This is a genomic window from Exiguobacterium sp. TDN 0502 (genome assembly GCF_050846835.1).
Classification (GTDB): Bacteria; Bacillota; Bacilli; order Exiguobacteriales; family Exiguobacteriaceae; genus Exiguobacterium_A.
Map to the genome: position 1 here is coordinate 1 of NZ_JBOZGJ010000004.1, position 18,493 is coordinate 18,493.

Genomic DNA, 18,493 nt, shown 5'->3' on the forward strand with positions numbered 1-18,493 from the left:
GTGTAATGCGTCATTCTTTTTTACGAGATAAGGGTGGCAGATCATCATTCTGCCACCCTTATCTTTGTAGAAACTGAATTTTGAGTCAGCCCCGTCCATTTTTGAGATGGGGCTCTGTCATTCAATCAAACGTCGTAAACGTCGCATGTCGTTCGACCGGATATAGTTCAGCGCCGGCGACAGCGTTTAAGATCAACTGGTTACGTGAAACGGACATCCCGAGATTGTCGGCAGCCGGACCGTGTGAAAGTTCGAGATTCGCCGTCGCGTAAAGACGGTGCGTCGTGTTGACGGACCGCTCGATTTGATAGTTCGCATCGACCTTCCAAGCGCCCGGTGCCTCGAACACGATGTCGAGCCGATCGATGAAACGCGGAAGGGAAGGAGAGAAACCGGTTGCTGCGATGACCGCATCGGTGACGGATGAGCGTTCCTCCCCGAGTTCCTGATGCTGCATCGCGATGGAGAAGCGTCCGTCGTAAGTGACCTGTTCAACTTCGAGATTAGCCCGGATCGCAACGCGCTGTTGCTCCTCTTCCGACAAATCATAGAGATGAGCGTAAATCGATTGCAGTGTTTCGGGACTGATCCCATTTTGGGAACGGGCAAACTTTTGAACCGATGCTTGTCGTACTTCGAGCGGCAACTGATTGAAGTAGGTGACGTAACTCGGTGAGAAAATTTCTTCTCCAAGTTTTCCGGTCTCGAGTGTCTCAAACAGCGTCGAACGAGCGATCCATTCGAGTTCAGGACGTTCCGGGGCGGATGTCGTCAAGAGATCAAGAAAAATTTCAGCAGCGCTTTGTCCGGAACCGATGATGCTGACTTTGTCATGTTGCAATAAATCGGCTTTGTTCATGACGTATTGCGTATTGTGAATGACATGTTCGTCAAACGTATCCGGAATAGCAGGCTTTGAACCCGTACCGATGACGACGTTTCGAGCTTCGAACGTTTCCCGCTTGCCGGTCGTGACATCTTCGACGAGAACTTCAAAACTATCCCCGGTGTCTTGCACATCGATGACGCGTGTCGAAAAGCGTAGGTCTTCAAGCTGAGTCGCGACCCAGCGTAAGTAATCATTATAAGCCTGGCGTGAGATCAACAGTTTTTCGTAGAAATAAAAAGTATGGAGACGGTGGATGGAGCGTAAATAATTCAGATAGGAAAACGCACTCGTTGGATCAGCAAGTGTGACAAGATCGGAGATAAAGCTTGTTTGCATCATCGAGTCTTGGATCATCATCCCCGGATGCCAGGAGAATTGTTCACTTTCGTCAAAAAATAATGTCTTTAATTCAGTTGGATGGGCAAGGGCACTCAAGCCTAAATTCATCGGTCCGATGCCGATGCCGATTAAGTCATACATAAAAAAAGCCTCCCAATTCGATATTGTTCTAAAACAATACCCGAAAAGGGAGGCGGATGAAACGTCGGACTGCTCGTTAGAGCTGGTCCGTCGTCGTCGTTTTGGTTTCGACTGTCAACGTTTTCCCATCGCGAATGATCGTCAATGAGAGTGGACCGTCTGATTTGACGAGGGCTGTTTTGATATCAACGAATCCTTTGATCTCGGAGTCGTTGATTTTTGTGATGACATCACCGGTTTTCAGTTTAGCTGCAGCAGCAGGACTGTTCGGTTCGACGGACATGACGACAACACCTGTTTTTTGACTATCTGGTAAGTTAACTTGATCTTTCAAGTAACCGGCAGGGAACGCAGCGACGTCTTGTAAGGAAACTCCAAGCGTCGGATGCTCGACTTTTCCGTTTGTCTCCAGTTGTTTGAGGATCGGTAACGCGTCATCGATCGGAATGCTGAAGCCGACCCCTTCGACACCAGACTCAGCGATTTTCATCGAGTTGATACCGACGAGTTGTCCTTGTTCGTTGATCAAGGCACCACCTGAGTTACCAGGGTTGATGGCAGCATCGGTCTGAATGACTGTCGTATTGAAGTCATCTTGTCCATCCTTGTTCGTATCAACCGGGACAGTCCGGTCTTTTGAACTGACGATGCCCCGTGTGACTGAGTTCTGGAATTCACCGAGCGGGTTCCCGATGGCAAGGACGGTTTGTCCGGCTTTCAAGTCAGCCGATTTACCAACCGTGATGACACCAGGTACATCACTTGCGTCGACCTCGAGCACCGCTAAGTCATAGGTTTCGTCACTACCGAGTAATTTGGCTTGAAGTGTTTTGCCATCGTTCAACGTCACGTCGAGCTTCGAGGCGCCATCGACGACGTGATGATTCGTGATGATGTATGCTTTACCATTTTCTTTTTTATAAATGACGCCAGATCCGGAACCGGCAGCTGCTTCTTGTTGTGACATCGAATTACCTGCTTGGTAGTTCGTCACCGTCACGACTGATTTTTGCGCCGTTGCGACTGCATTCGTCACGGGATCATTCGAAGTCGTCGAGACTTGCTTCGGCATGCCGTTCGAGAGTGGGGTGTCAGCTACTTGTTGTTCCTGATCGAGTAGAATCGGAAACGCAATCGTCGCCGTTAAGACGGCACCGATGATGCCTCCGGTCAATCCGGGTAATAATCCTTTTGTTTTTCCTGCCATAAGTCGTCATCCCTTCCTGTGTGATTTCTGACTTCATCATAGCAAATGAATCGTACGGTCTCATGAATACGGGAGATATCCCGAAATGACTCATCATTCCCCATAATTCGTCGACAATTTCTAAAAGTTGAGATAACCGTGTCATTTCGTTACACTGAATCTGTTTCGAAACGATTTATACATCAGAAAGAAAGCGAGTGTGAAACATAATGATCTTACGTCTCGTCTATGGAGCAGGGTTACTGTTCGCTGGAGTCGGTCATTTCCGTAATGAGAAAGGATTCGTCAGCATCATGCCGTCGTTCATTCCGTTCAAGCGTTTCTTCGTCCAAGTGACAGGTGTCATCGAGATTGCTTACGGTCTTATGCTGTTGACAGGAAAAGGCGTGCATCTCGTTCGCAAGACACTGCCTGCCTTCTTGTATGCTGTCTTACCGGCGAACGTCAACATGGCGGTCAATCCGAAGCCGGTCAACGGGAAACGGCTTCCGTCTTGGTTACTTTGGACACGGTTGCCGCTTCAATGGGGACTCGTTGCTCTAGCAAAACGCCTGAAATGAGTTGGAACAAAAAGCCGCCCGAGTGGCGGCTTTTTTTCTTAGAAACGTTTGTTGACAGCTAATAATGCGGCTCTTGCAATCTGTTCGTACGTTGAATCGTTCGGATGGAACTGATCGCTCGATAAATCACGTTTGACATCGCGGACGAGATTGAACGTATCGATGATTTCGACGTCGTACTCGAGACCGAGCGTCCGGGATTTGGCATTCCAGTCCTGAACGATTGCATCGAAGGCGTCACCGTTTTCCGTCGCACGGAAAGGATTATAGAGACCGACATAGAAGATGACAGCATCCGGATTTTGTTCCCGCAGTATACGGAACGTCTTTTTTAAGTTATCCTGTGCTGTCTTGATCGTCTCAGCCGTCTTCTTCGCATCGAAGTTCGTCACTCCTTCACCACGGTTGAACAAATCATTCCCGCCAATCGTCAACGAGATGACTTTCGCTTGGCTGATGGAGCGTAGTACTTCTTTTTGTTTAAGTTGTTTTAATAGATCCTCCGTCCGCGCTCCACTGACGGCAAGGTTTTGGAAACGCTCGACGGTGTTTTCCTTGACGAGATCGTTTCCGACGAGAGCGGCATAACTATTGCCGTTGGATGCTCCGACACCACGCGTCAGAGAGTCACCGAGCGCGACATACGTTCCACCTTTTTTGACAGGTTCTTCCTTCGTTGGTGTCAGGACAGCGCGTTTCGGCGGATTGACGACGTCACTATAGGCGTTGACGAAACCGTAACCGAACAGCGCGGTCAGTAAGAGTGAAACGGTTAAAAACAGGGGCCAGCGTAATCGCTTCATGAACGTTCCTCCTTCATGGTTCTATCCTGATTGTAGCAAAAGTCGAAAGAATGTGCGGAAATGAAGTGTTCTGACAAGTCAAATGATTCATTATTCCGCTAGAATAGACAATAAGAGGTGAGAGACGTGAAACCAACAGTGAAACTAGAGGGTGTAACAAAGGTGATCGGAAAAAAGACGATCATCGATAATATCTCGTTTGAAATCCAGCCGGGTGAAGTCTTTGGCTTCCTCGGACCGAACGGAGCAGGTAAAACGACGACAATCCGGATGCTCGTCGGCTTGATCAAACCAACCTCCGGGAAAATCACGGTCTGTGATTTTGATGTCCGAAAACAATTCGTCCAAGCGATGGAACGAATCGGCTCGATCGTTGAGAACCCGGAGCTGTATAAATATTTGACAGGTCGCGAAAATCTACAAGTCTTTGCCCGGATGTTGCCGAATGTCGACGAGGCAAGGATTCAGGAAGTCATCGATCTCGTCGATTTGACAGCGCGCGTCGACGATCAAGTCCGGACTTATTCGCTCGGGATGCGTCAGCGTCTCGGCATCGCGCAGGCATTACTCGGACGACCAAGCGTCTTGATTCTCGACGAACCGACGAATGGTCTTGATCCGATGGGAATTCGGGATTTACGTCAATTCATCCGTCGGCTCGTCGAGGAAACGGGACTGTCGGTCCTCGTCTCGAGCCATATCTTGGCTGAAATCGAAATGCTTGCCGACCGGGTCGCAATCATGAGTTATGGCAAAATCGTTCAAGTCGGAACGGTCAAGGAGCTGGTCGAGTCGCTTGCTCCAGGCGTCGACTGGCGTGTCGATGATGCCTTCAAGGCGAACGAGATTTTGTCAGCTTCTGATTTAGTCCAAGTATCGGAAGTCGTCGATGCGAATACAGTCCACACCTTGATGGATGCCAGTAAGACACCGGCACTTAACAAACAGCTGCTTGAAGCAGGCGTTGAAGTCTGGACGATCGAACGGAAAGTCCAGACGCTTGAAGATCTGTTCATCACGTTAACGGGAGGCGATCATATTGCGTAATCCAAATATGCTCGGTCTTGTCCGAAATGAAGTCACGAAAATCGCTTCGAAGCGTCGTTTTGCAGTTGTTGCGATCATTCTCGTCGTCCTCGTTTCAATGTTTACGTACGCACAGTACCGTGACATCCAAGAACAAATCAAAAAACAGGGAACGCTTGATTGGCGGGTTGAACTTCAACAAGATATCGTCGATACACAGAATCGTCTTGCTTCGAGCAGTATTCAGGATGAGTTCCGTCAGTTCCTTGAATTCGACTTAAAACAAAACCAATACTATCTCGATAACGATATCAACCCGAACTATCCGGGGGCACCGACGTTTATCCGGATTTTCTTCTCGCAAGGGCTGACGCTGATCTTGCCGCTGTTCATCATCGTCATCATGGCGGACATCGTCAGCGGGGAACAAAATGACGGAACGATCAAGACATTGCTGTCGCGACCGGTCCGGCGCTGGAAAATCCTCATGGCAAAATGGTTGACCGTCTTGCTGTACACGTCGATGCTGATGGCATTGACCGCCATTGTCTGTTACGCGATATCCGGGATCGTCCTCGGTTATGACGGCTGGACCGCACCGATCCTGACCGGTTTTCAGGCTTCACCGAGCGGCACGTTCTCGACCGAGTTCGTGCACACGCTACCGATGTGGGAATATCTGTTGATGGCGATCGGTCTAGCCTGGATCGTCACGGCGGTCGTCGGGACGATCGCCTTGATGGTCTCCGTTCTCGTCAAGAATACAGCGACAGGGATCGGCATCATGATGGCCGTATTGATTTCCGGTACGTTACTGACGACCCTCGGCTCAAGCTGGACAAGTTCGAAGTATCTCGTCAACGTCAACTTCGGGTTGATCAATTACCTCGATGGTCAAGCACCTCCAATCGAAGGGATGACACTTCCGTTTTCGCTTGCTGTCCTCGCTTGTTGGACGATGGCGGCACTTATCGTTGCGTTTTGGAACTTCACACAAAAAGATATGTATTAAGACGAACGGGTCCACCTGAAGAGGGGGACCCGTTTTTCATTGTTTATAAGACAACGTGTCGTATGTTTCCATTATTTTTTGATACTGAAGCTGTGTCGGTAATGAAGCGTCGAGTCTCAGAACAGGGGAGAGCGACCGCTCCATTTGATGTTGGTGTTCCGCGAACGTGCCGATCATCATCGGATCCGTCGCCGTATGATAGGTCCGGCACCAGTCGAGGAATGCACTCGACCCTGTAAAATCCGGGTATCGTGCTTTTTCTCGTGCGATCAGCCGTTCCATCCGTATCGATTCGTCGAGAGATAGGAAGACGAGCAAGTCTCGATTGCTGAAACCATCCGGATGCCAAGCGAAGACGGAACCGGAGACGACGTAGTCGCGAAAAGACATTACATCGGCTTCGTACATGGAAAATCGATCGGGGACATCACGTTTTTCAGTGAACTTCGTGTCTTTCCAGAGATAATGGTCGGTATCGATCCACGCAATCCGTTCCGATTGTCCGATGAATGCACCGAGTGTACTTTTTCCAGTACCAGACCCACCAATAATTTGAATGCGCACGAGAATCAGCTCCTCTTTAATAGTGTACCGGCACGCAGAACAGGCCCGGACACGATGCCGGACCTGTCGTGTGGAAGAATGAATTCTTCCTATGTTGCCTCGCGCAAGCACAAGGCATGGAATCGAGAGGCAGTGCCTCTATGGGAAGCCGATGCAGGTCAGCCTCCGCGCTACGTACCAATCGTACTTTTATCATACTGATTCCAAGAATTGGTGTCAAACCTGCTCGAAAGGGTTTACAAACTGTTTAAAAAGTCAAAAGACACAATAACGATGACTAGAGGAGGAACGACCATGGCAGATTGGGGCATCATGCTGACAGGCGTCGTCATTTGTGGATGGTGCATCTTCAGTGCCATCTATGACGATTTCATCCGTCGCGTATAAGACGAGCAAACGTGAGCCGTCCGAGTGGGCGGTTTTTTCATGGATTTTTTTAACCCGAGTAAATGGCTGTGGTACACTCGAAGCAGAACGAAAAGATAGAGAATGGGTGAGATGAAATGAAGAAACAACCAGTTATCGTCATCGTCGGACCGACGGCAGTCGGAAAAACGAAGACGGGCATTGAACTAGCGAAACGACTAAACGGAGAAGTCTTATCGGGAGACTCCGTTCAAGTCTATCAAGGGATGGACATCGGATCGGCAAAAGTGACGACCGAAGAGATGGAAGGGGTGCCGCATCATCTGCTGGATCTCGTCACACCGGACGACGAGATGAGTGTAGCCCGTTTTCAGACGATGGCCCGGGCGACAATCGATGAGATTGCGAGTCGGGGCAAGTTACCGATCATCGTCGGTGGAACAGGGCTTTATATCCGATCGATTTTATATGATTACCAGTTTACTGAGCAGGCGGAGAATCCAGCCTTGCGGGCGGAACTCGAAGCGTATGCAGCGACACACGGAGCGAATGCACTGCATGACCAGTTAAAGGAACTCGACCCGGTGCGTGCGGAAGCGATTCATCCGAATAATATCCAGCGGGTCGTCCGGGCGATCGAGGTCGCGCGGACGGGTCAGACACAAACGACCGGCAGTAAGCCGGCACTCTATGAGAGTCTGTTGTTCGTCCTGCACATGGAAGACCGGGACCGGTTGTATGAACGGATTGATCAGCGGGTCGACATGATGGTCGAAAGTGGACTTCTTGAGGAAGTGGCGCGTCTTGACGCTGCCGGGTACCGACAGACGAAGGCGATGCAAGCGATCGGCTACAAAGAGATGGTGCCGGTCTTTGACGGAGCACCGCTCGACCCTGCCGTTGATATGCTGAAACGCAATACACGTCGCTTCGCCAAACGTCAATTAACATGGTTCCGTCACCAGTTTGACGGGGTTTGGGTAGATATGGGAAAGTTTTCATTTGAAGAAACGTTCAAAATTATCTATGATAGAACTGTAGAGTTTCTGAAAGCGGTTAAATAAGAGTTGCCCGAAGACAGAAACAGATAAAAAGAGGGGGCACGGGGAATCATGAAAGCGACATACAACATTCAGGACGTCTTTTTAAATCAATTACGGAAAGATGCCGTTCCGACGACGGTGTTCTTAATCAGCGGGTATCAATTACGGGGGCTGATCAAGTCATTCGACAACTTCACGGTCATCTTGGAATCGGAAGGTAAACAGCAATTGATTTACAAACACGCGATTTCGACGTTCGCACCAGCGCGCAACGTGACGTTATATGAGCAAGAAGAGACACAAGAAGTCTCTCGCTAAGTAAAAAAGACGACCGGGGGGTCGTCTTTTTTTAGGTTTCACTCATAGGAAAGTCGCATTGAAAATTCGAGACGAACACAGAAAATGTACGTTTTTCATTGATGAGAAAAATGACAGTTGCTCTCACTCCCATCGTAAACGTGTCGTTACAATAACGGCGTTAGCTCCTCAACCGCCTCTTCATAACGTCGGAGCGAGACATCCTTATAAAGACACGTCTTCTGCAGACGTTCTTCCTTCGTCATCTCGTCCTGATATGTTTTCAGGATGAAACTGTTGCGTAACATCGACGGTGTCAAGACCCGTTTATTATCGGACCGTTCATTCAGCTGACGCATCATCTTCGTGATCATGACGATCGACAATTGCTTCGGTGCATTTTTGCTGTAGACCCAGCGGAACGTCATCCGAGCGAAGTCGAAGGCGACGAAAAAGGGGTCGGTGCTGTGATAACGGGGACGGACCGGTTCCGGAATCGTCTTCAAATAACGCAACATGATGTCTTGATCTTCCCGCTCGAGATGCAGCAAGTAGCGGTTGCCGAGCCGGTCGTGGACGGTCATCTCTTGCTGGGCGAAATTGAGGTCGTGCATCTTCAAACCAATGATGTGATGAACACGTAAGCCGTAGCGATAAAACAATCGAAGGATCAGTTCGTTTCGATCGATTAAAAACGGACGTGCCTTCAATTGATGTTCTGTCAGCCCGCGGTCGGATTGATTCGTCCGAACGAGTTGCTCGTATTCCTTGAAGGAAGCAACATGTTTTGCCGTCAGTTCGTGCGTCGGTTGTGCGTATTCAATCAGCTTCGCTTTCGTTTGCCGGATCTGGTAATTGACTTGATTGATGACGGTGACGATTCGGGCGACCGTCGCTTGCTGGTAGAGTTTCTCTTCGATCAAGTACTCATTGATGAATGTCTTCCACGTCTCGATCGAAATCGCCTTAAAATCGTCGATCGTCTCGAGCGGTTGGTCGACATCCGTCATGTAGCGATGGACTTCGATGAGATCATAGCGATAGCGCCGGACGGTCGAAAGTTGCCGTCCACTTGTCGTTAGATAAAACAGGTAGCGTTCAATGAACTCTGGAAGCGTATACGACTGTTCGCGTGCCATCGTTTTCCTCCCTTTCCTCATGGTGTTTCTTCCATCATAAACCGAACGAATGTTTCCTGTCCAAAAAAGTTCAGACGAACCGGTGCCTGTGGTATGATAAGGGGCGCAGTACGTCTTTACTCGTGAAAGGAATGATATTATGTCAGAACGCGTCATCGTCGTTGGTTGCCAGCTCCCCGATGTCCCGGACCATGTCTATGAGGAATCGGTCGCGGAGCTCGAAGCACTCGTCACGACTGCGCATGGTGTCGTCGTCGGTCGTTTGGATCAAAAACGACAAGCGATTGACCGCCGTACGTTCATCGGAAAAGGAAAGGTTGAAGAACTCGTTGCTTTAGCGGACGAACTTGAACCTGATTTAATCATATTCAATGCTGAAGTCACACCCGGTCAGATGAAAAATATTCGGATCGCCTTATCGGATCCGGAAGCAATCAAATTGATCGACCGGACGCAATTGATTCTCGATATCTTTGCTGGTCGTGCCCAGTCGCGCGAAGGGAAGTTACAGGTCGAACTGGCACAGATGAGTTATCTGTTACCACGTCTTGCCGGGCAGGGTACACAACTGTCACGTCTTGGTGGCGGAATCGGAACGCGTGGACCAGGTGAATCGAAACTTGAGACGGACCGCCGTCATATCCGGCGCCGGGTTGATGAGATCTCGAAACAACTCGAGACATCCGTTGCGCACCGTGCCCGTTACCGGGAACGTCGCAAAGAGAACCAGACGTTCCAAATCGCGCTCGTTGGTTATACGAATGCCGGCAAATCAACGATCTTCAACCGATTGACACAAGCCGACACGTACGAGAAGGATGAGTTGTTCGCGACGCTCGATCCGTTGACACGTCAAGTCGATTTGCCGGAAGGCGGGCAAGTCCTGCTGACGGATACGGTCGGTTTCATCCAAGATCTGCCGACGAAGTTGATCGCGGCGTTCCGCTCGACCCTCGAGGAAGTGCTAGAAGCGGACTTGATCCTTCACGTCGTCGATGCGTCGAGTGAGCATTACTTGAATCAGATGCAGACGACGAACGATGTCCTCGATGAACTCGGTGCCGGTGATATACCGCAGCTTGAGGTCTACAACAAGAAGGATCAACTGAACCGCTTGTTCACAGGCGGAAAGCTGCTGATCTCTGCCCTTGACCCGCAGGATATCGAACGCTTGATCGAAGAAATCGAACGTTCGATCAGCGAAATCCTTGAGTATCTCGAGATCCGCATTCCGGTTGACGCTTTTGCTCACTATAATCCAGCGAAGGAAGTCATGATGAACTTGAAGGAATCATTCGAAGAAGATGGTTCCGTCATTCTTAAAGGTTACTTGCGTAAAGATACGCGTCTATACGCGACATTGAAACAATACGAGGTGTAAACATGTTTTCAGAATTAACCCATTACGAAACGCTCCGCCCGCTCATTGACCGGGCGGAGGAACAGATCGCCCCGTACGTCAAGAAAGCGCAAGAGGTCGCGGAATATAATCAATTCCGTGTCCTTGATGCGTTCCGACGTCACAAGGTCAGTGATTTTCACTTCATGCCGTCAACAGGTTACGGCTACAACGATGAAGGACGCGATACGCTTGAACGGATCTATGCCGATGTCTTCGGTGCGGAAGCCGGTCTTTGTCGTCCGCAAATCATTAGTGGAACCCATGCGATCGGTATCGCGTTGTTCGGTTTGTTGTTGCCGGGCGATGAATTGCTTTATATCACAGGAAAACCATACGATACGCTTGAAGAGATCGTCGGAATTCGTGGTGACGGACGCGGTTCATTAAAGGAACTGGGCGTCCAGTATGATGTCGTTGAGATGAAAAACGCCGAGATGATCGACGTACCGGCCGTTCTCGAACGGATCACACCGCAGACGAAGGTCGTCGGAATTCAGCGTTCAAAAGGCTATGCGACACGACGCAGTCTACCGGTCAACGAGATCGGTGAAGCGATCGCTGCCATCAAAGCCGTTCATCCGCACGTACTGATCTTCGTCGATAACTGCTACGGTGAGTTCGTCGAGACGATTGAACCGACGCATGTCGGGGCAGACTTGATGGCCGGATCGTTGATTAAGAACCCGGGTGGTGGTCTTGCGAAGACTGGTGGTTATCTCGTCGGGCGGACGGACTTGATCGAACGGGCGTCGTTCCGGATGACGACTCCTGGGATCGGTGCAGAAGCCGGTCCGTCGTTATCGGCACTTCCCGATATGTATCAAGGTTTCTACATGGCACCGCATACGGTCAGTCAAGCATTGATGGGCGCGATGTTCACGTCGAGCATGCTCGGACAGTTCGGTTTTGACACGGCACCGCATCATACAGCAGAACGGACGGATTTGATTCAATCGGTCTCGTTCCATGCGCCGGAACCGATGATTGCCTTCTGTCAGGCGATTCAAGCCGCTTCACCCGTCAATGCGCATGCGTTACCGATTCCGGATTACATGCCGGGATATGCGGACGACGTCATCATGGCAGCAGGGACGTTCGTACAAGGTTCATCGATCGAGTTGTCGGCGGACGGTCCAATCCGGGCGCCGTATACCGCATACGTCCAAGGTGGTTTGACGTATAGCCACGTCAAGATTGCCATCATCTCAGCCGTCAATCACTTGATGGAAAAACAATTAATTCCAGAAAAAAACGTTTAATACTAGAATATCTCGTGAAAAGACCTCTGAACGACTTCATGTAAAGTGATTAAAAAAGTTGTGTTAACTTTTCTTACATCGCTTGACAAGTTGCCTGACAGAGGTTTATTCTCATGGAGTAAGGAAAAAGGAGGAACCACATGGCAGACTCATCACGCCAGTCCAAGCCACTATTTCCCATCGGAGTCGTTCAAGAGTTGACCGCGTTATCTGCCCGCCAGATCCGATACTACGAAGAACAAGGACTGATCAAACCGGAGCGGACAGAGACGAAGCGTCGCCTCTATTCGTTCAACGATGTCGATCGCTTGTTGTCGATCAAGGAATACCTGGATCAGGGACTGAATATCGCAGGGATCAAATTGATTTTTGAAAACGATCTCGTCAAACGCGAACGCGTTGCGGAGAGCGTCGTCGAGACGCGCCCGGAACTATCTGACGGCGAATTGTATAAACTCCTGAAAAATGAATTGAAGGAAGCAGGACGACATGGAAAGACGTCGCTCATCCAAGGTGAGCTCGGGCGTTTCTTCAAGTAAGGACCTGTAACCATATAAAAACGAATCGGAGAGGGGAATTGTCACATGACACGTCGCAACATTACACGAGAAGACATTTTGAAAATCGCTAAAGCTGAGGATGTACGCTTCATTCGCTTACAGTTCACAGATATCCTCGGAACGATCAAGAACGTTGAGATTCCAGTAAGCCAACTGGAAAAAGCACTTGATAACAAAATGATGTTCGATGGTTCATCGATCGAAGGATTCGTCCGGATCGAAGAATCAGATATGTATCTCTTCCCAGACTTGAACACATGGGTCGTCTTCCCATGGACAGAAGATGGAACAGGGAAAGTTGCACGTTTAATCTGTGACATCCACAATCCGGATGGCACGCCGTTCGCAGGAGACCCACGTGGTCAGCTCAAACGGGTACTTAAAGAGATGGAAGAGCTCGGTTTCACATCGTTCAACGTTGGACCAGAGCCAGAATTCTTCCTCTTCAAGAAAGATGAAAAAGGTCGTCCGACACTTGAATTGAACGACCAAGGTGGATACTTCGACCTCGCACCGGTCGATCTCGGGGAGAACTGCCGTAAAGAAATCGTCATCGAGCTCGAGAACATGGGCTTTGAAATCGAAGCATCACACCACGAAGTCGCGCCAGGTCAGCACGAAATCGACTTCAAATATGCGGATGCGATCACGACAGCGGATAACATCCAAACGTTCAAACTCGTCGTCAAGACGATTGCTGCGAAGCACAACTTGCACGCGACATTCATGCCAAAACCACTCTTCGGTGTCAACGGATCAGGAATGCACGCGAACATGTCGCTCTTCAAAGGCAACGAGAACGTCTTCTTTGATGAAGGCAACGAAGACATGCAATTGTCGGATGATGCACGTGCTTTCACGGCAGGTATCCTCAAACACGCTCGTGCGTTCACAGCGGTTTGTAACCCGACAGTCAACTCATACAAACGTCTTGTTCCTGGCTACGAAGCACCTTGCTACGTCGCATGGTCAGCACGTAACCGTTCACCACTCGTCCGTGTTCCTGCAGCACGTGGACTCTCGACGCGGATCGAAGTTCGTTCAGTCGACCCAGCAGCGAACCCGTACCTTGCGCTTGCGACATTGCTCGCTTCAGGTCTTGACGGAATCAAGAACAACTTGAAAGCACCAGCTCCGATCGACCGTAACATCTACGTCATGGACAAACCGGAACGTGTTGCAAACGGCATTGATGATCTTCCATCAACACTCAGCCACGCACTCGAAGTCTTGAAAGCGGATGACGTCGTCATGCACGCTCTCGGCGATCACATCGCAGAGCACTTCGTTGAATTGAAAGAAATCGAATGGGATATGTTCCGGACGCAAGTCACGGAATGGGAACGCGATCAATACATGGTCTTGTTCTAATACTTAAGCACTTTCGGACTTCGGTCCGGAAGTGCTTTTTTATTTGTAATGGAAAAACAGGGATTGACGAAAGGACGTGGAAAAGTAACAACAGCAAGAGATTAGGGAGGCGAGACGTAATGAAGAAGGGATATGAGGGCAAAGAGATCACGGTCTATTTTGATCCGGAAGTCTGCATTCACTCCGGTCATTGTGTACAAAGTCTGCCGACGGTCTTTGATGTCAAACGACGTCCGTGGATTGAAGCGGACGGGGCACCGGTCGAAGACGTCATGCGCGTTGTCGACGGTTGTCCGAGCGGCGCCTTATCTTACGAACGGAGGGAAGTAAATGGAGCTGAAACGAGCGGAACGTAAAATCGAAGCCCATCACGAGGGTGAAGTAATCGGGGAAATCACGTACAGCGATACGAATAACGGCATGTGGATCATCGATCACACGTATGTTGATCCCGCGCATCGGAATCAACAGATCGGGGAACAGCTCGTTGCCGAAATCGTCAACTGGGCACGCGAAACAAACGTCAAGCTACTGCCGTTATGTCCGTTTGCGAAAAAAGAGTTTGAACAACAATCAAGTTATGAGGACGTACAAGCGAATGCGTGAATTTAAAAATCTCCTCCTGTCTCTCAAGACGTGAGGAGATTTTTTCGAGTCATTGTTTGTGAGGTCGGATCGTCTTTTTCCGATAAGCTACGATTGCCACGAAATAAGCGATGACATAGAGCACAATCAGTCCTTGTTTCAGTATGTAGGGGGTATCCATTTGGCTTGCGAGTAGAAAACTAGCGCATAACAGTATCAAAAAGGACATTAGCCTTTTGCTCGGCATCATAAAGCCTCCTTTATCATTTATTTGTTTCCAATTTAAGGATAACACAAGGGGTTCATCCAAACATGCTCAAGATGAATGAGGTGCTTACAGATATAATCGCAGAAACGCCATCGTGATAACACCGGTGACGACCGTCCAAGAGAGACTTTTACTGAAGATTGCGATTACCATCGTCGGTAGCGCTGCAAAGACATGAAGCGTTGAAATGGTCGGAAACGCGTCGTCTTGCGCGATAAGTAGATTTTGAAAGAAGAGGGCACCAAGCAGGCAGACCGGAATGAAGGAGAGCCATTCCGTTACGAGGCGCGGTAACGTCAGTCCGTGAAGAACAAGGAACGGTAAGACGCGTGGAATCCAAGTGACGAGTCCACAAGCTAAAAAAAGCGCGATTAATTCTGGACGGATTTCCATCGTGTGATCACGACTCCTATACTTGCGCCACCAAGCGTCGCGCAAAGAACAGCGACTTCTGGAGAAAAGTAGCGCATGGTGATGTAAAGCAAAAACAGGACGATCAGTAAGAGGCAACCATTCACAGCAATCCGGGAACGTTTTCCTTCGAACTGTAAGTATAATAAGCCGATGAACATCGCCGTCAAGGCAAAATCGAGACCAAAGCGCTCGGGATCAGGGAACCAACTACCGACAAGGGCGCCGAGAACGGTTGCAACGATCCAGCTGAAGTAAGCCGTCAGATTCAAGCCATGCATGAAGGATGGGGAAAGTTTCCCTTGTTGGGCAGTATTCATCGCGACAGCAAACGACTCATCTGTCAGTAATGTCCCGGTACCAAGGCGGTCGCGGAGATGACGTGTCTCGACATGTGGCGCAAGCGTCAGGCTCATTAACAAGTGCCTCAGATTGACGATGAACGTCGTCAGAATGATGGCAGAGGCAGGACTATTCAGCAGCAAGAGACTCGTGATGATGAACTGGGCGGCACCAGCATAGATGAAGACGGACATGAATCCGACTTCAAGGGGAGATAAACCTGAGGCACGACCGACGATTCCGGCTGAAAAGCCGATGCCGATATAGCCAAGGACGGTAGGCAGACAGGCACGGACACCTGCTTGAAAAGCGGATGACATTCGATTCCTCCTCTTTTTAAAAGAGCATAGCATTCATGCGGAATATCGTCACTAACTGGTCAATATTTTCATCGTTTTTTTCGACATACTCGACTTGATTTGGTGGTAAAGAGTAAGTGGTACGGCAAAAATCAGTTAGGTAAAGGAGCGTTTTTCATGCACAAATTAATGAAAGATTCAAACCGGTTCGTTTCAGACATGGTCGATGGACTCGTACTAGCTCACCCTGATTTGTATAAAAAGGTCGAAGGCGTCAACGTCGTCGCACGGAAAGTACCGCTGGATGGAAAAGTCGGTCTTGTCTCAGGTGGGGGAAGCGGTCACGAACCGGCACACGCTGGATTCGTCGGAGATGGCATGCTTGCTGCGGCAGTTTGTGGTGAGGTCTTTACGTCACCAACGCCTGACATGGTACTTGAAGGAATCAAGGCAGCCCATGGTGGAAAAGGCGTCCTACTCGTCGTCAAGAATTACTCGGGCGACGTCATGAACTTCGATATGGCGAAGGAACTTGCTGAACTCGAAGACATTGAAGTCGATACGGTCATCGTCAACGATGACATTGCAATCAAAAAAGAGGAAGACCGTCGTGGGGTCGCAGGGACCGTTTTCGTTCATAAGATTGCCGGAGCTGCTGCGGCAGAGGGGAAATCACTGAGTGAAGTCAAAGCAGTCGCGGAAAAAGTCATCCATGGCGTTCGTTCAATCGGAATGGCACTCTCGCCATGTTACATGCCAGAGAGCGGCAAGCCGGGCTTTGAGTTGCACGATGACGAGATGGAGATCGGAATCGGGATTCATGGCGAAAAAGGGCTCGAACGAAAAGCGGTCGCTTCCGTAGATGCAATCGTCAAGGAGTTGACCGAACGCCTGACGGCAGAAGTGTCCGATAAAAAAGTGGCGGTCATGGTTAATGGAATGGGTGGGACACCTGAATCCGAGTTGTATATCACGTATAAATACGTGGCGGAAGAACTGCAAGCAAAAGGATATGAGATTGCCCGTTCGTTCGTTGGGAACTATATGACGTCGCTTGAGATGCATGGTTTCTCAATCACGCTGCTACCGGTGGACGATGAACTGCTCGGTTATCTCGATGCGGAAACGAAAGCGATTGGATTCTAATTTAGACAAAACGGGGTGTACGAAGATGAAGTTGACGACAGAACAGTTGCGAAGCGCACTGATTAAAGCGGCGGAACAGATTGAACAGCATAAAGAGGAATTGACGGATCTTGACCGGGAAATTGGTGACGGGGATCATGGCATAAACATGTCACGAGGATTCCAAGCCGTTCAAAAAACGTTAGAAGAACACGGCGAATATGAGGACTTAGGAGCTTTATCCAAAGAAGTCGGAATGACGTTGATCAAGACGGTCGGTGGGGCATCCGGTCCTTTATATGGAACGGCATTCGTCAAGTTTGCCGGTGCGTTTAAAGGGAAAACAGAGGTCGAAGGTGCAGAGCTTGCCGATGCTTTCCACGAGGCGACGGAAGGCATCAAGTCGCGCGGAAAGTCAGAATTCGGTCAAAAGACGATGGTCGATATTTGGACACCATTCCAAGAAGCACTTTCGCAAGAAGGTGACTTGAAAGCAACAATCGACCAAGCGCTTGCTGATACGAAAGGACGTATCGCAACGAAAGGACGCGCGTCGTACTTCGGTGAAGCGACAGAAGGCGTCCAGGATCCGGGTAGTCTATCAAGTGCTTTGTTACTCGGTGAAATCGCGGAGGTGCTGCATGGTTAATCTTGTACTCGTTTCCCATAGCGAAAAGCTTGCGACCGGGCTGAAGGAATTACTCGCTGAAATGGCACCGGACACGCCGGTTTTACTGGCAGCAGGACTTGAGGATGGTAGTATTGGAACAGACGCCACACGCATCGAAGAAACGTTGAACACACTCGATGATGACGGAGTCGTCTTAACGGATATCGGTTCTGCGACGATGAACACGGAACTAGCACTTGAACTATATAGCGGCGAACGGACGGTACGTTTTATCGACGCACCACTCGTCGAAGGTGCATTTTTAGCGGCAGTCCTCAGTGGACAGTCGAAATCCGTCGATGAGATTGAAGACGGATTGAAAAAAGAGTTTGGTAAATAAGAGACGAATCCCTCTTTGCGACTAGGCGAAGAGGGATTTATTTGGATTATGCTGTTGATAAAATATAGATGATCAATTACGAGTCAAATCGATCAACCACTTTTCTAGCCATTCTCTAGGCAAACGAATTGTAGCCAAATCAATGGTCTGCCATTCGGTTCGAGAATAACGGTTAGCAAGATAAAGATCCCATTGTGCATCGATATCGTTCGCTACTTCAGTCGCTTGTTCACTCAAGGGATAAGGACCGCGTCCGTCGGTCGTAATAAGATAGTGGTCGTTACGGTAGACGTCGGTCATATACCGGGAGCACCAATCTGCTAGTTCTTCATGCGTGATATTGTCATCAAGCGCGAGTTGAATGCGTTCTTTTAATTGTTGATCTGAATAAGCAGGATTCATGAGGCACCTCTCAGCATATTTTCTATAAGATATCAAAAACCCGGGCCCTCTGAAAAAGGGCCCGGGTCAGTTA

The 18,493-nt window shown here is 49.4% G+C and carries 22 protein-coding genes; 14 read left to right on the forward strand and 8 right to left on the reverse strand.

What is annotated here, in order from left to right:
* Positions 1-121: 121 nt before the first annotated feature.
* Together ACRPK8_RS05785 and ACRPK8_RS05790 are read right to left on the reverse strand one after the other, a co-directional pair.
* Positions 122-1,369 (reverse strand): lysine N(6)-hydroxylase/L-ornithine N(5)-oxygenase family protein, encoded by a 1,248-nt coding sequence (locus ACRPK8_RS05785; RefSeq protein WP_432237343.1) that lies wholly within the window; start codon positions 1,367-1,369, stop codon positions 122-124.
* 76 nt (positions 1,370-1,445) lie between these two features.
* Positions 1,446-2,576, reverse strand: coding sequence for a S1C family serine protease (locus ACRPK8_RS05790; protein ID WP_432237344.1), 1,131 nt, complete (start codon positions 2,574-2,576; stop codon positions 1,446-1,448).
* A gap of 209 nt (positions 2,577-2,785) precedes the next feature.
* Here ACRPK8_RS05790 and ACRPK8_RS05795 point away from each other — a divergent pair, with 209 nt between their 5' ends.
* Positions 2,786-3,136: a DoxX family protein gene (locus ACRPK8_RS05795; RefSeq protein WP_432237345.1), complete on the forward strand. Its 351-nt coding sequence runs from the start codon at positions 2,786-2,788 to the stop codon at positions 3,134-3,136.
* Between the two features lie 38 nt (positions 3,137-3,174).
* On the opposite strand, the gene ACRPK8_RS05800 is transcribed toward ACRPK8_RS05795, so the two are convergent.
* On the reverse strand, positions 3,175-3,939 hold the full coding sequence (locus ACRPK8_RS05800; RefSeq protein WP_432237346.1) for an SGNH/GDSL hydrolase family protein: 765 nt from the start codon (positions 3,937-3,939) through the stop codon (positions 3,175-3,177).
* 126 nt (positions 3,940-4,065) lie between these two features.
* Here ACRPK8_RS05800 and ACRPK8_RS05805 point away from each other — a divergent pair, with 126 nt between their 5' ends.
* The gene (locus tag ACRPK8_RS05805) at positions 4,066-4,986 is read left to right on the forward strand and encodes an ABC transporter ATP-binding protein (protein WP_023467748.1); all 921 of its coding nucleotides are present in this window, start codon (positions 4,066-4,068) and stop codon (positions 4,984-4,986) included.
* Positions 4,979-5,977, forward strand: coding sequence for an ABC transporter permease (locus ACRPK8_RS05810; RefSeq protein ID WP_432237347.1), 999 nt, complete (start codon positions 4,979-4,981; stop codon positions 5,975-5,977). The genes ACRPK8_RS05805 and ACRPK8_RS05810 overlap by 8 nt, the downstream gene beginning before the upstream one ends.
* A gap of 36 nt (positions 5,978-6,013) precedes the next feature.
* Here ACRPK8_RS05810 and ACRPK8_RS05815 read toward each other — a convergent pair whose 3' ends face one another.
* On the reverse strand, positions 6,014-6,541 hold the full coding sequence (locus ACRPK8_RS05815; RefSeq protein ID WP_432237348.1) for a hypothetical protein: 528 nt from the start codon (positions 6,539-6,541) through the stop codon (positions 6,014-6,016).
* Positions 6,542-7,044: 503 nt separating this feature from the next.
* On the opposite strand from ACRPK8_RS05815, the gene miaA reads away from it, so the two are divergent.
* The gene (gene miaA, locus ACRPK8_RS05820) at positions 7,045-7,971 is read left to right on the forward strand and encodes a tRNA (adenosine(37)-N6)-dimethylallyltransferase MiaA (RefSeq protein ID WP_432237349.1); all 927 of its coding nucleotides are present in this window, start codon (positions 7,045-7,047) and stop codon (positions 7,969-7,971) included.
* Positions 7,972-8,019: 48 nt separating this feature from the next.
* The gene (gene hfq / locus ACRPK8_RS05825; RefSeq protein WP_023467753.1) at positions 8,020-8,268 is read left to right on the forward strand and encodes an RNA chaperone Hfq; all 249 of its coding nucleotides are present in this window, start codon (positions 8,020-8,022) and stop codon (positions 8,266-8,268) included.
* Positions 8,269-8,414: 146 nt separating this feature from the next.
* On the opposite strand, the gene ACRPK8_RS05830 is transcribed toward hfq, so the two are convergent.
* Positions 8,415-9,386 carry a tyrosine-type recombinase/integrase gene (locus ACRPK8_RS05830; protein WP_023467755.1) on the reverse strand — a complete coding sequence of 324 codons (972 nt, stop codon included), beginning with the start codon at positions 9,384-9,386 and terminating at the stop codon, positions 8,415-8,417.
* A gap of 139 nt (positions 9,387-9,525) precedes the next feature.
* Here ACRPK8_RS05830 and hflX point away from each other — a divergent pair, with 139 nt between their 5' ends.
* The 6 genes from hflX to ACRPK8_RS05860 all read left to right on the forward strand — a co-directional run bounded on the left by hflX (position 9,526) and on the right by ACRPK8_RS05860 (position 14,584).
* Complete coding sequence (gene hflX, locus ACRPK8_RS05835; protein ID WP_195865427.1) at positions 9,526-10,767, forward strand: GTPase HflX; 1,242 nt, start codon at positions 9,526-9,528, stop codon at positions 10,765-10,767.
* A 2-nt stretch (positions 10,768-10,769) separates the two neighbouring features.
* Positions 10,770-12,047 carry an aminotransferase class I/II-fold pyridoxal phosphate-dependent enzyme gene (locus ACRPK8_RS05840; RefSeq protein ID WP_432237350.1) on the forward strand — a complete coding sequence of 426 codons (1,278 nt, stop codon included), beginning with the start codon at positions 10,770-10,772 and terminating at the stop codon, positions 12,045-12,047.
* A 140-nt stretch (positions 12,048-12,187) separates the two neighbouring features.
* Entirely contained in the window at positions 12,188-12,586 is a 399-nt protein-coding gene (locus tag ACRPK8_RS05845) for a MerR family transcriptional regulator (protein WP_023467758.1), read from the forward strand.
* 45 nt (positions 12,587-12,631) lie between these two features.
* Positions 12,632-13,978: a type I glutamate--ammonia ligase gene (gene glnA, locus ACRPK8_RS05850; RefSeq protein WP_053452953.1), complete on the forward strand. Its 1,347-nt coding sequence runs from the start codon at positions 12,632-12,634 to the stop codon at positions 13,976-13,978.
* A gap of 119 nt (positions 13,979-14,097) precedes the next feature.
* Positions 14,098-14,334: a (4Fe-4S)-binding protein gene (locus tag ACRPK8_RS05855; RefSeq protein ID WP_432237351.1), complete on the forward strand. Its 237-nt coding sequence runs from the start codon at positions 14,098-14,100 to the stop codon at positions 14,332-14,334.
* Entirely contained in the window at positions 14,309-14,584 is a 276-nt protein-coding gene (locus ACRPK8_RS05860; protein ID WP_432237352.1) for a GNAT family N-acetyltransferase, read from the forward strand. Before ACRPK8_RS05855 ends, ACRPK8_RS05860 begins: the two co-directional genes overlap by 26 nt.
* Positions 14,585-14,897: 313 nt before the next feature.
* On the opposite strand, the gene ACRPK8_RS05865 is transcribed toward ACRPK8_RS05860, so the two are convergent.
* Positions 14,898-15,224 (reverse strand): AzlD domain-containing protein, encoded by a 327-nt coding sequence (locus ACRPK8_RS05865; RefSeq protein ID WP_432237353.1) that lies wholly within the window; start codon positions 15,222-15,224, stop codon positions 14,898-14,900.
* Positions 15,203-15,904: an AzlC family ABC transporter permease gene (locus ACRPK8_RS05870; RefSeq protein ID WP_432237354.1), complete on the reverse strand. Its 702-nt coding sequence runs from the start codon at positions 15,902-15,904 to the stop codon at positions 15,203-15,205. Before ACRPK8_RS05870 ends, ACRPK8_RS05865 begins: the two co-directional genes overlap by 22 nt.
* Positions 15,905-16,060: 156 nt before the next feature.
* On the opposite strand from ACRPK8_RS05870, the gene dhaK reads away from it, so the two are divergent.
* Genes dhaK through dhaM form a run of 3 tightly spaced genes read left to right on the forward strand, consistent with a single transcriptional unit; the run spans position 16,061 to position 18,018 of the window.
* Positions 16,061-17,029 carry a dihydroxyacetone kinase subunit DhaK gene (dhaK, locus tag ACRPK8_RS05875; RefSeq protein ID WP_432237355.1) on the forward strand — a complete coding sequence of 323 codons (969 nt, stop codon included), beginning with the start codon at positions 16,061-16,063 and terminating at the stop codon, positions 17,027-17,029.
* Between the two features lie 25 nt (positions 17,030-17,054).
* Positions 17,055-17,657 carry a dihydroxyacetone kinase subunit DhaL gene (gene dhaL, locus ACRPK8_RS05880; RefSeq protein ID WP_432237356.1) on the forward strand — a complete coding sequence of 201 codons (603 nt, stop codon included), beginning with the start codon at positions 17,055-17,057 and terminating at the stop codon, positions 17,655-17,657.
* The gene (gene dhaM / locus ACRPK8_RS05885; protein ID WP_432237357.1) at positions 17,650-18,018 is read left to right on the forward strand and encodes a dihydroxyacetone kinase phosphoryl donor subunit DhaM; all 369 of its coding nucleotides are present in this window, start codon (positions 17,650-17,652) and stop codon (positions 18,016-18,018) included. Before dhaL ends, dhaM begins: the two co-directional genes overlap by 8 nt.
* Positions 18,019-18,090: 72 nt before the next feature.
* On the opposite strand, the gene ACRPK8_RS05890 is transcribed toward dhaM, so the two are convergent.
* The gene (locus ACRPK8_RS05890; protein WP_432237358.1) at positions 18,091-18,420 is read right to left on the reverse strand and encodes a hypothetical protein; all 330 of its coding nucleotides are present in this window, start codon (positions 18,418-18,420) and stop codon (positions 18,091-18,093) included.
* Positions 18,421-18,493 lie beyond the last annotated feature (73 nt).